This is a genomic window from Microbacterium sp. ISL-59 (genome assembly GCF_018613945.1).
Taxonomy (GTDB): domain Bacteria; phylum Actinomycetota; class Actinomycetes; order Actinomycetales; family Microbacteriaceae; genus Microbacterium; species Microbacterium oxydans_B.
Genome location: NZ_JAGGPG010000002.1, coordinates 1652849 through 1666009, shown reverse-complemented (window position 1 = coordinate 1666009; position 13161 = coordinate 1652849). Strand labels below are relative to the sequence as shown.

The 13161-nt window shown below is 69.6% G+C and carries 15 protein-coding genes; 8 read left to right on the top strand and 7 right to left on the bottom strand.

Annotation, left to right across the window (positions count from 1 at the left end):
* Positions 1–19 precede the first annotated feature (19 nt).
* Positions 20–1027 (top strand): LacI family DNA-binding transcriptional regulator, encoded by a 1008-nt coding sequence (locus J7E45_RS12120; RefSeq protein ID WP_215069459.1) that lies wholly within the window; start codon positions 20–22, stop codon positions 1025–1027.
* A 25-nt stretch (positions 1028–1052) separates the two neighbouring features.
* Here the strand turns inward: J7E45_RS12120 and J7E45_RS12115 are convergent, their stop codons facing one another.
* Positions 1053–2036 (bottom strand): GlxA family transcriptional regulator, encoded by a 984-nt coding sequence (locus J7E45_RS12115; RefSeq protein ID WP_091032299.1) that lies wholly within the window; start codon positions 2034–2036, stop codon positions 1053–1055.
* An 85-nt stretch (positions 2037–2121) separates the two neighbouring features.
* Here J7E45_RS12115 and J7E45_RS12110 point away from each other — a divergent pair, with 85 nt between their 5' ends.
* The 3 genes from J7E45_RS12110 to J7E45_RS12100 are packed head-to-tail and all read left to right on the top strand — an operon-like array spanning position 2122 to position 3542.
* Positions 2122–2283: a hypothetical protein gene (locus J7E45_RS12110; RefSeq protein ID WP_215069457.1), complete on the top strand. Its 162-nt coding sequence runs from the start codon at positions 2122–2124 to the stop codon at positions 2281–2283.
* Positions 2284–2315: 32 nt separating this feature from the next.
* Positions 2316–2948, top strand: coding sequence for a LysE family translocator (locus J7E45_RS12105; protein WP_215069454.1), 633 nt, complete (start codon positions 2316–2318; stop codon positions 2946–2948).
* A gap of 48 nt (positions 2949–2996) precedes the next feature.
* On the top strand, positions 2997–3542 hold the full coding sequence (locus J7E45_RS12100; protein ID WP_215069452.1) for a hypothetical protein: 546 nt from the start codon (positions 2997–2999) through the stop codon (positions 3540–3542).
* Positions 3543–3573: 31 nt separating this feature from the next.
* On the opposite strand, the gene J7E45_RS12095 is transcribed toward J7E45_RS12100, so the two are convergent.
* Entirely contained in the window at positions 3574–4803 is a 1230-nt protein-coding gene (locus J7E45_RS12095) for a glycosyltransferase (protein WP_215069450.1), read from the bottom strand.
* A 74-nt stretch (positions 4804–4877) separates the two neighbouring features.
* Positions 4878–6110 (bottom strand): glycosyltransferase, encoded by a 1233-nt coding sequence (locus J7E45_RS12090; protein ID WP_215069447.1) that lies wholly within the window; start codon positions 6108–6110, stop codon positions 4878–4880.
* Between the two features lie 124 nt (positions 6111–6234).
* On the opposite strand from J7E45_RS12090, the gene J7E45_RS12085 reads away from it, so the two are divergent.
* From J7E45_RS12085 to J7E45_RS12075, 3 genes are read left to right on the top strand one after another with little or no spacing between them, the layout of a single operon-like run.
* Entirely contained in the window at positions 6235–6822 is a 588-nt protein-coding gene (locus tag J7E45_RS12085; RefSeq protein ID WP_215069445.1) for a hypothetical protein, read from the top strand.
* A gap of 58 nt (positions 6823–6880) precedes the next feature.
* Positions 6881–7339 carry a MarR family winged helix-turn-helix transcriptional regulator gene (locus J7E45_RS12080; protein WP_215069443.1) on the top strand — a complete coding sequence of 153 codons (459 nt, stop codon included), beginning with the start codon at positions 6881–6883 and terminating at the stop codon, positions 7337–7339.
* A complete protein-coding gene (locus tag J7E45_RS12075; RefSeq protein WP_244175930.1) occupies positions 7336–8019 on the top strand; it encodes a hypothetical protein in 684 nt (227 codons plus the stop codon). The genes J7E45_RS12080 and J7E45_RS12075 overlap by 4 nt, the downstream gene beginning before the upstream one ends.
* Before the next feature lie 29 nt (positions 8020–8048).
* Here the strand turns inward: J7E45_RS12075 and J7E45_RS12070 are convergent, their stop codons facing one another.
* Positions 8049–8459, bottom strand: a complete 411-nt coding sequence (locus J7E45_RS12070; protein WP_215069441.1) for an MmcQ/YjbR family DNA-binding protein — start codon at positions 8457–8459, stop codon at positions 8049–8051.
* Between the two features lie 170 nt (positions 8460–8629).
* On the opposite strand from J7E45_RS12070, the gene J7E45_RS12065 reads away from it, so the two are divergent.
* A complete protein-coding gene (locus J7E45_RS12065) occupies positions 8630–8875 on the top strand; it encodes a hypothetical protein (RefSeq protein ID WP_215069439.1) in 246 nt (81 codons plus the stop codon).
* Between the two features lie 12 nt (positions 8876–8887).
* Here J7E45_RS12065 and J7E45_RS12060 read toward each other — a convergent pair whose 3' ends face one another.
* The 3 genes from J7E45_RS12060 to J7E45_RS12050 form a co-directional block, all read right to left on the bottom strand.
* Positions 8888–10522 (bottom strand): fucose isomerase, encoded by a 1635-nt coding sequence (locus J7E45_RS12060; RefSeq protein ID WP_215069437.1) that lies wholly within the window; start codon positions 10520–10522, stop codon positions 8888–8890.
* Entirely contained in the window at positions 10519–12048 is a 1530-nt protein-coding gene (locus J7E45_RS12055) for an FGGY-family carbohydrate kinase (protein ID WP_215069435.1), read from the bottom strand. Before J7E45_RS12055 ends, J7E45_RS12060 begins: the two co-directional genes overlap by 4 nt.
* A 115-nt stretch (positions 12049–12163) precedes the next feature.
* The gene (locus J7E45_RS12050) at positions 12164–13153 is read right to left on the bottom strand and encodes a LacI family DNA-binding transcriptional regulator (RefSeq protein ID WP_215069433.1); all 990 of its coding nucleotides are present in this window, start codon (positions 13151–13153) and stop codon (positions 12164–12166) included.
* Positions 13154–13161: the final 8 nt, after the last annotated feature.

Here is a 13161-nt window from a genome sequence, read left to right as displayed (position 1 = left end):
GCACGGAAGAGGAGGGCCCATGCCGCCGAAGTCCCGCGGTGTGACCAGCGTCGACGTCGCCCGAGCGGCCGGTGTGTCGCAGACGACCGTGTCACGCATCGTCAACGGCCATGAGGGCGTGTCCGAGCGGGTGCGCGCCAAGGTCGAGGCGGCGATCCAGCAGCTCGACTACCGCCCCAACCTCAGCGCCCGCAGTCTCGTCACCAGCCGCACGCAGACGATCGGGGTCGTGCTCGGCGACCCGCGCAACAGCTACTACGCCGAGCTGCTGCACACGATCAGCGACGATCTCAATCGCGCCGGATACCGGGCGCTCATCCTCAGCGGTCGCGCCGACACCACCGAAGACCTCGCGCGGACCTTGCGGGAGACGAACGTCGACGGCGTCATCCTCACGACGACGCTGCTCTCACCCGATGACGAGGGTCGCATCGTGTCGCTCGGCGTTCCCGCGGTGACGATGGGCCCCGGCGCCGTGCCCGACAACGACTCGATCTCGCCCGACAACGTCGACGGAGGGCGCATCGCCGGCCGTCATCTGGCATCCCTCGGGCATCGACGCATCGGAGTGATCGCCGGTCCGCTCGGCACGACTTCCGTCCGCGATCGTCACGAAGGCTTCCTGTCGGAGCTCGAGGCCGCCGGGGTCGTGTTCGACCCCTCGCTCCTGGACGTCGCCGACCTCGACTACACCAGAGCCTTCGAGGCAGCGACCCGCCTGCTGCAGCTGCCCGAACCGCCCACCGCGCTCTTCTGCCACAACGACCTCGTGGCCTTCGGCGCCCTGAACGCCGCGAAGGCGCTCGGAATCGGCGTGCCGGATGAGGTGTCGGTGCTCGGGTTCGACGATGTGGCGATGTCGTCGTGGCAGGCGTTCGATCTCACGACGGTGCGACAGCCGATCCTCGATATGGCGCACGGGGCCGTCGAGCTGCTGCTCGCGCGTCTCGCGGCACCGGAACAGGATGCCGCGCATGTGCTGCTGCCCTGCTCCCTGGTCGAGCGTTCGACCACCCGAGCGCTCTGACCGGAGCGGCTTCCTCCGCCGTCGCTCAGGCCGCCGGCGCCGCCGAAACCACCGAATCCGTCGCGCACGAGAACCGCGCGCGGTAGGCCGTGGGCGTGAGTCCGAGGACCCTCGCGAAGTTCTGCCGGAGCACCGCCGCCGAGCCGAAGCCGCACTCGTCGGCGATGTGATCGAGCGGGAGGTCGGTGCGCTCCAGCATCCGCTGCGCGTGGATGATGCGCTGGCGTGCGAGCCACGCGGCGGGCGTCGCGCCGTACTCGGCCTTGAAGCGGCGGGCGAAGGTGCGCGGCGACATCAACGCCCTGGCCGCGAGCTGATCGACACCGAGGTCGTCGCGGAGGTGCTCGACGGCCCAGTCGGCGACCGCGGCGAGCGAGTCGGTGGGCACCACGGGGATCGGACGGTCGATGAACTGCGCCTGGCCGCCGTCACGCTGCGGCGGCACCACCATGCGGCGCGCGATGCGGTTCGTGAGCTCGGCACCCACCTCCTGCCGGAGCAGGTGCAGGCAGGCATCGATGCCGGCGGCGGTGCCGGCGCTGGTGATGATCTTCCCGTCCTGCACGAAGAGCACGTCGGGATCGATGTCGATCTTCGGGTACATGTCGGCCATGACGTGGGCGTACATCCAGTGCGTCGTCGCCCGACGTCCGTCGAGCACGCCGGCGGCCGCGAGGATGAAGGACCCGCTGCAGACGCTCATCACCCAGGCGCCGCGCTCGACCGCGTGTCGCGCGACATCGAGCAGGAGCGGGTCGATGTCGCCCCAGCGCTCGCGAGGCACCGGGCAGAAGACCACGAGGTCGGCTTCGTACGCGAAGGCCAGGTCGTGTTCGACGTTGACGGAGAAGCCGATCTTCGACTGCACGACACCCGCCTGCGGGGCGACGATGCGGAAGTCGAAGTTGGGCACGCCGTCGCTGGATCGATCGAGTCCGAACGCTTCGCAGGCGACGCCGAACTCGAACGGCGCGAATCCGTCCTGGATGACGCAGGCGACTGTCTTCATGCACACTCCCGGTTGGCAGTTTTCGTACGATGATAGTCGATTCTGCCACTCGTGACAGTTCGGCATCGAACGTAGCGTTTCTGCCATGATACTCGTCATCGCACTCATCGCACTGGTCGCGTGGGCGACCGTCGCCACCGTCATCGAACTCCGTCGCGACGGCTACCACCGCACGCCGACGGACTGGAGCCGCGTCGGCGGCCGCGACGTCCACCAGCAGGCCGAATCCGGACACGGCTACCGCTGAGCCCCGCTCGAGCCGCGGTGTATGGTCGGCTCATGATCCCGCTCGACACCCTCGTCGCCTTCGCCGTGGCGTCCGTCGCGATCATCGCCATTCCCGGCCCGAGCGTGCTGTTCGTGATCGGCCGCTCCCTCTCACTCGGACGCCGCGCGGGCGTGCTCAGTGTCGTCGGCAACGCCCTCGGCACCGTACCGGCCGTTCTCGCCGTGGCTTTCGGGGTCGGCGCCATCGTCGCGTCTTCTGTGGTGGCGTTCACCACCATCAAGATCATCGGCGGCGCCTACCTGGTCTGGCTCGGCGTGCAGGCCATCCGCCACCGCCACGATCACGTCCCCGATGCGGATCGAGCACCGGCCTCCGCCGCGACACTGCTGCGTCAGGGCTTCATCGTCGGGCTGACCAACCCGAAAACGATCGCATTCTTCGTGGCCGTGCTCCCCCAGTTCGTCGCCCCCGCGGCCGGACCGATCTGGGCACAGTTGCTGCTTCTCGGGCTCACCTTCCAGACGCTCGCGCTGGTCTGCGACAGCGTGTGGGCCCTGGCCGCCGGAACCGCACGCGCCTGGTTCGCCCGCTCGCCGCGCCGCATGTCGACGCTGTCCGGAACCGGAGGCGTGATGATGATCGGGCTGGGCGGCACGCTGGCCCTGACCGGCGCGAAGAGCTGAGCCGATTCCCCGGTGCGGATGGGGAGTGCCCCGACTACGCTCGTCGTCATGAGCGAGCCCCAGCAGCCCCCCGCGCACCTGCCCGCCGCCCCGCAGTACCCCGGCACGCACGCGTTCCCGGCCCATGCGTCCAGTGCGCCGCCATCCGCCCCCGCCACTCCCGCGCAGCCGACCGCCGACCCCGCGTATCCGACGGCGTACCCGACCGCCGCTCCGGCCCACCCGGCCGGGGTTCCCGGCTATCCCACGTCGTGGCCGGCCGCGGCGGGAGCCCCCGCCGCGCCTGCGGGCAGCGCTCTCGGGCGGACCGCCTTCGTGATCGCCGTCATCACACTCGCGGTCAACCTCATCTCGTCGATCGTCCGGCTGCTCATCTACACGTCGGACTTCGGATACGGATCCGCCTACGCGATCGATGACGCGATCGGCGTGATCTCGTTCTTCGCCTACGTCGTCGCCCTGGTGCTGGGCATCATCGCCGCACGCCGACCGGGAGCGCGCCTTCTCGCCGGCATCGCGATCGGAATCGCGGGCGCCGGCGCTCTGGGGATGATCTTCAGCTGGATCGGCATCGCCTTCCTGCGCTTCGCCTGAGCCTCAGCCTCAGCCTCAGCCTCAGCCTGCGTCAGCGCCCGGCGAGCACCCGCTCGTAGACCTCGACCATGGCCGCCGTGCGCGACGACTGGCGGAACGCCTCGGCGACCTCGGGAACCGGCGTCGGTGCGGTGCCGGCGGCGATGTCGGATGCCGCCAGCCGCAGGGTCTCCGCGAGCGCGGCGAGCCGACGGGCCTCGAGTTCGCGGCCCGACGCGGTGGCGCCGGCATCCGGAACCGCCCACAGCCCTCCGCCGAGCTCGGCGGCGATGTCGGGGTCGCAGATCACGGAGGGCGTGCCGAGCGTGGCCGCCTCGAACGGGGTCATCCCCTGGGTCTCGAAGCCGATCGAGGTCTGCACGAGCGCGTCGGCGGCGGCGATCCGCTCCAGGGTCTGCGGGTAGGTCAGTCGTCCGGCGAAGCGCACGCCGTCGTGCCCGCGCACGATCTTCTCGGCCGCGGCGCGCTGCCCCCCACCGCCGATGATCTCGAGTTCCGCGTCGATTCCGGCGGCGACGAACGCCTCCAGGAACGGCAGCAGGCGCTTCTCGGGGCTCATCCGTCCGAGCCAGAGGAAACGGGGGCGTCCGGGCTCCCTGGCCGACGGTCGTGCAGCGAGCGTCTGTGCGCGCAGGTCATCGTCGATGCCGTTCCAGATCACGTCGACCCGCGGGAACACGTCGTGCTGCTCGAGGCGTCGGGCGAAGTGCGTCGATGGCGCGGTCACGGCGGATGCTCCGGCGGCGAGACCGCGCAGGAACGACCAGCCGTCCACGCCCCGCGCGGGGTCGCCGATCCCGCGCATCGCCCCGCGGCGCCAGGCGTTCAACACGGCGAGCACGGGGCGGTGCAGCGGAGTGACGGCCGCGATCCCGACATCGACGCGGTTGTGCATGGTGTGCACGACCGGGATGCCGTGACGCTGGGCGTAGCGGTGCCCGATGAACGCGCCCCAGAAGTCGGCTTGCACGTGCACCAGGTCCACCGGCGGGCGGCGGGTCATGGCCTTGTCGAGGAAGCGGTCGGTCCCGCGACCGGGCCATGTCATCGAGTATTCACGGTCGAGCGTGATCGGCATCGACGGCAGGTCGATGTACGCCCCGCCGTGCGAGCCGGACGGCATGCGCGAGCCGTGCATCTTCGGCGCGACGACCGTGACGGTGTGTCCGGCGCGTTCGAGGAACTCCCGCTGGAGCCGCATCGACACCTGCGCTCCGCCGAGGGAGTCGAGGTGCTGATCGCCGAAGAAGACGATGTGCATGTCCGGGCTACTCCGCCGCTGACGCGTCGCGGCGCCGTGAGCCGATGGGGATACTGTGCATGTCCGGCTGCTCGCTACTCGGGCAGCGGCTCGTCGCGGTACAGCGCCTCGAAGGTGTCGAGGGTGCGGTTGATGTCGTGGATCGCGACACCGTCGAGCGACGCGCGCTGCATCCGCTCGTACTCGGCAGGTTCCGCGGTGAGCACGTCGGTCAGGCGCGCGGCGAGCTCATCGACGTTGCCCGGTTCGAACAGGTAGCCGTTCTCGCCGTCGTGCACGAGGTGCGGGAGGGCCACCGCATCCGCTGCGACGATCGGCAGCGCCGACGCCATGGCCTCCATGGTCGCGATGGACTGCAGCTCGGCGATCGACGCGATCACGAACAGGCTCGCCCGGGACAGCAGCGCCCGGAGCTCCTCGTCGGTGGTGCGCCCGTGGAACGTGACGCGGTCGGCGAGACCGAGCTGCGCGGCCAGGTGCTCCAGCTGCTTGCGCTGGTCGCCGCCGCCGACGATGTCGAACGTCGTGTCGAGCGCCGGGTCGAGCTTCGTCATCGCCTTGAGGATGACCTCGACCTGCTTCTCGGCGGTGAGGCGTCCGACGAAGACGATGCGGTTCGCATCGCGCGGGGCGATCACCGGCGTGTACTGCGTGCGGTCGATGCCGCAGCTCACCGGGATCACACCCTCCACCTCGACCGTCTTCTCGAGGAAGTCGGCGGCGCGGCGCGTCGGGGTGGTGATGGCGCGGGTCAGGTCGAAGGTGCGCTTGGCGTCGGCCCAGGCGAACTTCAGGACGAGGTCATCGATGAACTTCGGCATGGTGGTGTGATCGAGGATGTTCTCGGCCATGACGTGGTTGGTCGCGATGACCGGGATGCCGCGCTCGTGCGCGACGTAGGCCAGGCCGCGGCCGATCACGATGTGCGACTGGATGTGCACGACATCCGGCTGCACCTGGTCGATGACCTTGCGGGCGTACGGCTTCGAGCGCCACGGCCAGACGAATCGCAGCCAGTCGTGGGGCGCCCAGCGCACCGACGGCAGCCGGTGCAGCGTCATCGGCTCGCCCTCGATGACCTCGGTGCGCGGCTGCGCACGGCGGTAGGCCTGGTTGGGGGCGACGACGTGCACGTCATGGCCGCGCTGCACGAGGCCCGCGGCGAGGCGCTCGGCGAAGCGGGCGGCGCCGTTGATGTCGGGCGCGAACGTGTCGCAGCCGATCACGATCTTCAAGGGGCGGGGCGCGGATTCGGCGGCGGGGCCGCTCGACGGATCGATCGGATCGTCGGAGGGAGTCACAGACATGCTGCCTTACGATGTGGCGGCCAAGGGAAAGCCCTGGTCGGGCGCTGGCCACTCTACCCGAGCGCCCTGCGCGGACGGCCGAGGCGTACCGGGCATCCCCAGCCTCAGCCGTTAGCGTGGAGCCATGCGACTGACTGCCGACGCCGATCCCCAGCTGTGGATTCCCGTGACGGACTCGCTCGGCTGGAAGGGCCGTCGGCACCGCAAGGCGGCTATCCGCATGCTGCTCGGCCAGGTCAACGCCGCGGTGGGCGCGACCGAGCGTCCCGGTTCGCGGTTCGGCGCGTGGGCGATGAGCCAGGCGGCGCCGATGCTGATGAAGCGGGCGGACGGCCGGGTGCTGGTGTGGACCTGGAAGGCCGAGCCGGACCTGGTCGTGGCGATGGCGACGGCACAGGTCCTGACGCCGGATGTGCGGATCGCGCGCGCGTCGATGCCGATGGATTACGACGACACGCAGTCGTTCCCCACCAGGCTCGGTGTGGGTGAGAAGCTTCTCGTCCCGATGCCGCCCTCGCCGGCGTCGCCGCCCTTCGCGACCTACACCTGGGATACCGGCACCCATCTGGTGACGCTGACCGCGGTGTGCAGCGACAAGGAGCGGTTCGGCACACTCATCGGCGCGCTCGATGAGCTGGCGCGCAGCATCCGCATCGCCGACGACCTCGCCGGCGGCGAGTCCCCCGACGTGCTGCGGCTCGATCCCGCCTGAGAGCACGGCATGCTTCACAACTAGTGAAGCTAGGTAACAATGTAGTAGCATCACGGTTATGGACCCTCTGCTGCTCGACCGCCTGCTCCAGATCGGCGACCTGTTCCAGCGCGACATGGCGCGGGCGTTCGAAGGCACGGGACTCACGACAGCCCGAGTCCACCTGCTGTGGATGCTGCAGCACGAGGGGCCGTCCACCCAGCAGACGCTCGCCCGGTTGTGCGAGGTCAGTCCCCGCAACATCACCGGCCTTGTCGATGCACTCGAAGCCTCCGGGCACGTGCGTCGCACCCCTCATCCGTCGGATCGGCGGGCCGTTCTGGTCGAGCTGACCGCCACGGCCGCCGACACGATGGCGCAGATGCAGAAGGAGCACACCGAGCTCAACTCGACCCTCCTGGACGCCGTCGCGCCGGAAGATCGCGACGCCATGGAGCGCGGAATCACCGCGATCGCCGACCACCTCGAGCAACTCGTGGCTCAGGCCGCGGACGAGCCCCCGAAGGACGCTCCGTGAGCGCCGAGCCGAGCGTGAGTCGGGCGAACCTTCCCGCTCCTCCGCCCGCCCCGACCCGCACCGCCCGCGTCCTCAACATGCTCCATCGGGCGTGGATCGCCGAGCTCCGCGTGTACTCGAGCATCGGCCGCGCGATCGCCCGACGGCCCGCCGTTCCCGCCGGTGGAACCGGCATCGGCTACCACCGCCCGGTGCTGACGATCCTCATCATCTTCATCGTGCTGTCGGCGGTCGAGATCCCGATCCTCGACCTCATCGTGCACCCCTGGCCGGCGGTGCGGATCCCGATCCTCATCGTCGGGATCTGGGGGCTGACGTGGATGATCGGACTGCTCTGCGCGATGCTCCTGCGTCCGCATGCCGTGGCACCGGAGGGTATCCACGTGCGGAGCGGCCTCGAGGTCGACGTGTTCGTCCCGTGGGACGCGGTCGCGTCGGTGGCGATCGCGAAGCGCGTCGATGAGCCGAAGCAGCCGCGCATCACCCACGGCGAGCGCGGGGTCGAATATGCGGAGCGGATGCAGGACGAGACGAACATCGAGATCGAGTTGGAGCGTCCGTTCGCGATCCGCCTTCCCGGCCTCGCGCCGCGCGGTGGTCGGCACGATGTCACGAGCATCCACCTCTGGGCGGATGAGCCGCGCGCGTTCCTCGACGCCGCCCGCCCGTTCCTGATCTGAGCACGCCCTGCGCCGAGGCGGCAAGCCGTTCAGCTCAGCCCGTGCTCCGCGAGCCACTCCTTCGCGACCTTCGCGGGCGCCCGCACCAGCCAGGCATCCGTGATGATCTCGTCCAGCCGATCTCGGTCGATGGCGTCGAGACGCACCAGCAGCCCCGGATAGCCGTCGAAGTGCGGGATCGTGAAGAGCACCTCGGGTTCCGCGGCGAGCAGGGCCTCCTTCTCCTCGAGGTCAGCGACGCGCACGGCGAGCACCTCTCCCGCGGGCCACTCGCGCCCGAGGTCGGAGAGCTGCCGCAGGTCGGTCGCGCTCGGGCCGCGAAGCCAGGCGAACTGCCCGCTCTTGACCCGGAACGCGGCCTCACCGGTGTGGCCGCTCACCGACTCCTCGGCGCCGGGCAGCGCCAGGGCGATCGCCCGCACGTCGTCGATGCTCGCCATCCCGCCATCGTCGCGTACGCGGGCGATCACCACAACGCCATGGCCTTTCGGCGCACGCTCTCCTGCTGCACCGAGTGCGACGAAGACGAGCTGTGCACAATCGCCGGTTCTGGACTCATGCGGCACCGGAATGCCGTGACACCGTGGGCCTCCGGATTCAGACTGGAGGCATGCGCTTGAACGACCCGCAGGTATGGACGCTGATCGGCGTGTTCGCGGCCGTGATGCTCGGCGGCATGACGCTCATGACGACGCAGCTCAGCCGCGTGATCCGCGCCGAAGTCGGTCGCATCGAAGGCACCCTCTCGGCGCGCATCGACGGCGTCGACGCGCGCCTGGGGGGCATCGAGTCGAAGGTCGACGACCTCGACAAAGAACTCACGAACCTCGCCGTACGGTTCTGGCGGTCGCAGTAGCACTCCCCCGGTTCAGACCGTCACGTCTCCCACCAGGTTGACCTTGATGCCCATTCCCGCGAACATCGCGGCCTTGGCGATCAGAGCCTTGTCCGCCGTCTCGGCATCCGGAGCGTAGACGAGCTGTGCGTGGTTGGCCTTGTGGCGAGCCATGAACTGATCGCGGGAGACCCCGTGCAGCACGACGTGCGCGATCGGCCACTCCGGGTTCGTCGCGTCCTTGCGGCGCTGGGTCTCCTCGGCCGGGAGCTCGACGACCGACGCGCGGAAGATGTCCGCCTGCAGGATCCCGTCGGCGATGAACACGCGCGACAGCACGATCTCGCCCGGCTTCGAGACGCCGTTGATCGTGGCTCCGCCCGCGGGGAAGAACACGTGACCCTGCCGCCAGCCCTCGGCGTTCTGCCATCCACCCAGGTGCGACGCCGGAACCGAGCCCGAGATCTCGTAGACCCAGACGAACTGCCCGTCGTACTCCTCGCCCCAGCGCACGTCGTGCAGGGTGTTGTCGGGAACGAGCCCCATCGCGCGCCACACGCGGTCGGTCACCAGCGCATCCACCGCCACGCCCTCATCGGCCTCATTGAAGTGCGGGAACGCGCGGCCGTCGTGCAGCACCCGCGAACCGTCGCGGGAGGTCACGGGCGGACGCTGAGTCGAGTTCAGGATGCCCTCGGCGAGGTCGGACGCCGGAACCAGGTCCTTCAGTCCCTGCTGGTACTGGATGCCCACCGCGTCGAGGCCGAAGTCGTCGGCGATGCGGAGCGCGGCGATGTACATCTTCAGCTGCCACTGCACCTGCTCGCGGGTGAGCTCGGTGGCGGCATCCTCGCCGTACCGGAAGGTCATGCCCGCATCGATCAGCCAGTCGTAGGCGGCGTCCGCCTCGGCCTCGGTGACCTCGAGCATCTCGGCGTAGAGGGCCGACTGCGACAGGCGCTCCTTGTAGATGCCCGTCTGGTTGAGCAGCTCGTCGTCGAAGATGGCGTTGTACATGCCCATGCAGCCCTCGTCGAAGACGCCGATGATGGCCTTCTCGGCGAGCAGCTCCGCGGCGAGCGCCTCGCCCAGCTGCTTCTCGGGGCTGTCGGGCAGCGCGGGCAGCGCGCGCACGTGCGAAGCGTCATGGGTGATGGCACCCGTCTCGGTCCACTCCTTGATGCCGGCCTTGAACCAGTCGTCCGAGAAGTCGACCGACCAGATCGTGGCGTAGGGCTTGTCCATCTTCGTCAGACCGGCGTTCAGGCCGAGCAGTCCGACGAGGCCGGGCCAATCGCCGGCGAAGTTCGCGACCGTGAGGATCGGGCCCTGGTGCGTGCGGAGGCCGGCGAGCACGTGGTGGGAGTACTGCCAGACGGCTTCGGCGACGATGAGCGGAGCATCGGTCGGGATGTTCTTGAAGACCTCGAGGCCCATGCGCTGGCTCGAGATGAAGCCGTGGCCCGTCTCGGGATCGACGTCGTTGGCGCGGACGACGGTCCATCCAAGGTCGTTGAAAACGCCGGTGACGCCGGCTTCGAGCTCCACCTGCACCGGCCAGCCGCCGGTGTTGGCGGCCTCGCGCAGGTCGCCCGAGGCGATCAGGTATGCCGTCTTCGGCGCGGACGCCGGGCGGGACACGGGGGCGGGAAGTGCGTAGGTGGTCATGATTCCTCCGGGGTTGAGTGGGATGACGTGCCGCGCTGCTCGGCGGCGAGTTCATGGACGACGCTCTTCGTCCCGTCGTACAGGCGCACGTACCGGTCGAAGAGGGTGTCGTAGGTGACGCGCAGCTCAGGGTTCGGCGTGATGCGCTCGACGACGGGGTTCCAGTCGGTGATGAGCGGCGCCTCGCCCTCGGCCGCCACGGCGACAGCAGCCAGGAAGGCCGCTCCGTAGCTCGCACCGATCGTCGTCTCCGGCACCTCCTGCACGAGTCCGGTGACATCGGAGACGATCTGCAGCCACAGCCGCCCCTGCGTACCGCCGCCGACCGCGACGATCCGACGGATGTCGGCACCCGCGGCCCGCATGGTCTCGACGTTGTGCCGCACGCCCAGGGCGGTGGCCTCGAGCGCCGCCCGGTACAGGTCTCCCCTGGTGTGCTCCAGCGTCAGTCCGGCGATCACGCCCCGCGCATCCGGGTCCTGGATGGGGGTGCGCTCGCCCGCGAAGTACGGGAGCATCAGCACACCGCGGGCGCCGACACCCGATGCTTCCGCTTCGGCGAGGAGCTGCGGGTAGTCGGCATCGGTCAGCTCTTTGAGCCAGGTGGTCAGCGCGCCCGAGGTCGAGAGGCCTCCGGCGAGGTTCCGGGTTCCGGGGAACGCGCCGGCCGTCGTCCACATAGACGGGGTGCGCAGCGCGGGCTCCCCCGGGGTGACCGCGCTGGTGAACACCATGAACATCGTCGTCCCGTACATGAGCATCAGGTCGGCGGTCTCATGCGCGCCGACGCTGACGGCCTCGGTCCAGGCATCGATCGTGCCCGTGATGACGGGAGTTCCCGCCGGGATTCCGGTCGATTCGGATGCCTGCACGGTGACGGTGCCGGCGATGTCGCCCGCCCACGCCAGGCGCGGCTGCACGATCGTGGTGGCGTAGCGGCCCCAGAACGGGGCATGCCACCTCTCGCTCTCGATGTCGTAGAGGGGAGAGACCTGGCTCGCGGACTGATGGTCGAACACGTACGCGCCGGTGAGATGACGGACGAGCCACGATGCGGGCATGAACAGCCGTCGGGCGCGCGCCCAGGCCGCCGACTCCTCCTCTTCGATCCAGGCGATCTTCGGCCCGCCGGCCTGCGAGGTGAGCACCGAGCCTCCGATGCGGGTGATCTCCTCGACGCCGAGCTCGGCGGTGATCCGTTCGATCTGGGCGGATGCGCGGGTGTCGACGCCGTAGAGGATCGCGGGTCGGACCGGCTGGTCGTTCTCGTCGGCGAGGAGGACGCAGGGGCCCATCCCGCTCACGCCCACGGCGACGATCTCGGCATCGGGGTGTGCGGCGCGCAGTTCGCGGGCGATGTCGACGAACTCGTCCCACCAGATCGAGGCATCCATCTCCACCCAGCCGGTGTGCGGCCGGGAGACGTCATGCGCGCGGGTGGCGGTGGCGACGATGGTGCCGTCGTGCGCCACGAGCACGCCTTTGGTGCTCGATGTGCCGACGTCCACCCCGAGGGTGCATCGCATGGTGTCCTCCTTGATCACGCCTGGGGAAAGCGTAACTGAAATCGATTTCACAGCGCAACCACGAAATCGTGGTTACGCATGCACTATCTGTCTCTGAGGCGATGCGGGCCGAAACCTACGCGGGGCGCAGGGCCGTCGCGTGCCGGGTCTCGCCCCGCAGCACGACCGTGCGCGGGGCATGGGTGTCGCCGGCGATGCGCTCGAGCAGCATGCGCGCCGCTGTGACGCCCATGTGCCGGGCGGGGAGTTGCACCATCGTGACGGCGGTGGGCGAGAGCGTGGTGAAGGGCAGCGACCCGACGACCGCGACACCGACTGCCGGCGGGGTGAGCCCGTGTTCCGTGAGCACCTGGATCGCCCCGACGCCGATGAGGTTGTTTCCGGCGACGACGGCGTCGGGCGGCTCGGGAAGGGCGAGCAACTCCTCCATCGCCGCACGCGCGCCGTCGACACGGAAAGTCGCGAACCGCTGCAGCTGGTCGATGTCGGCCTGGCGGCCCGCCGAGGTGAGCGCCGCCCGCCAGCCGGCGGCACGTTCGGCCGCAGTGTCGATATCTTCCGGACCGCCGATGTAGGCGATGCGTCGATAGCCGGCGGCGATCAGGGACTCGGCCGCCGCGACGCCCGCCTCGCGGTTCGCCATCACGACCACATCGAGCTCATGGCGCGTGACACGGTCGACGGCCACCACCGGCCGACCGGTGGAGAGGATGCTGTCGAGATCCGTCGCCTTCGACGCCGCCGCGATGATCATGCCGGACATGTGCTCGGCGATCGCGATCTGCAGGTACGTCGCCTCTTTCTCGGTCTGCGAGTCGGAGTTGCAGAGCACGACCGAGTACCCGGCCTCGGAGGCGACATCCTCGACCCCGCGCGCCATCTCGGTGAAGTAGGGGTTCTCGATGTCGGGGATGACGAGGGCGATGACCTCGGAGGTCTGGGTGCGCAGCGTGCGGGCGGCGCGGTTCGGCGTGAAGTTCAGCTCCTGCGCCGCGGCACGCACGGCCTCGATCTTCTCGGGCGAGACTCTGGTGCCGTTGAACACCCGCGAGACGGTCGCCGGCGAGACGCCCGCGCGCCGCGCGACGTCGTAGATCGTGGTCATTTCCCGCC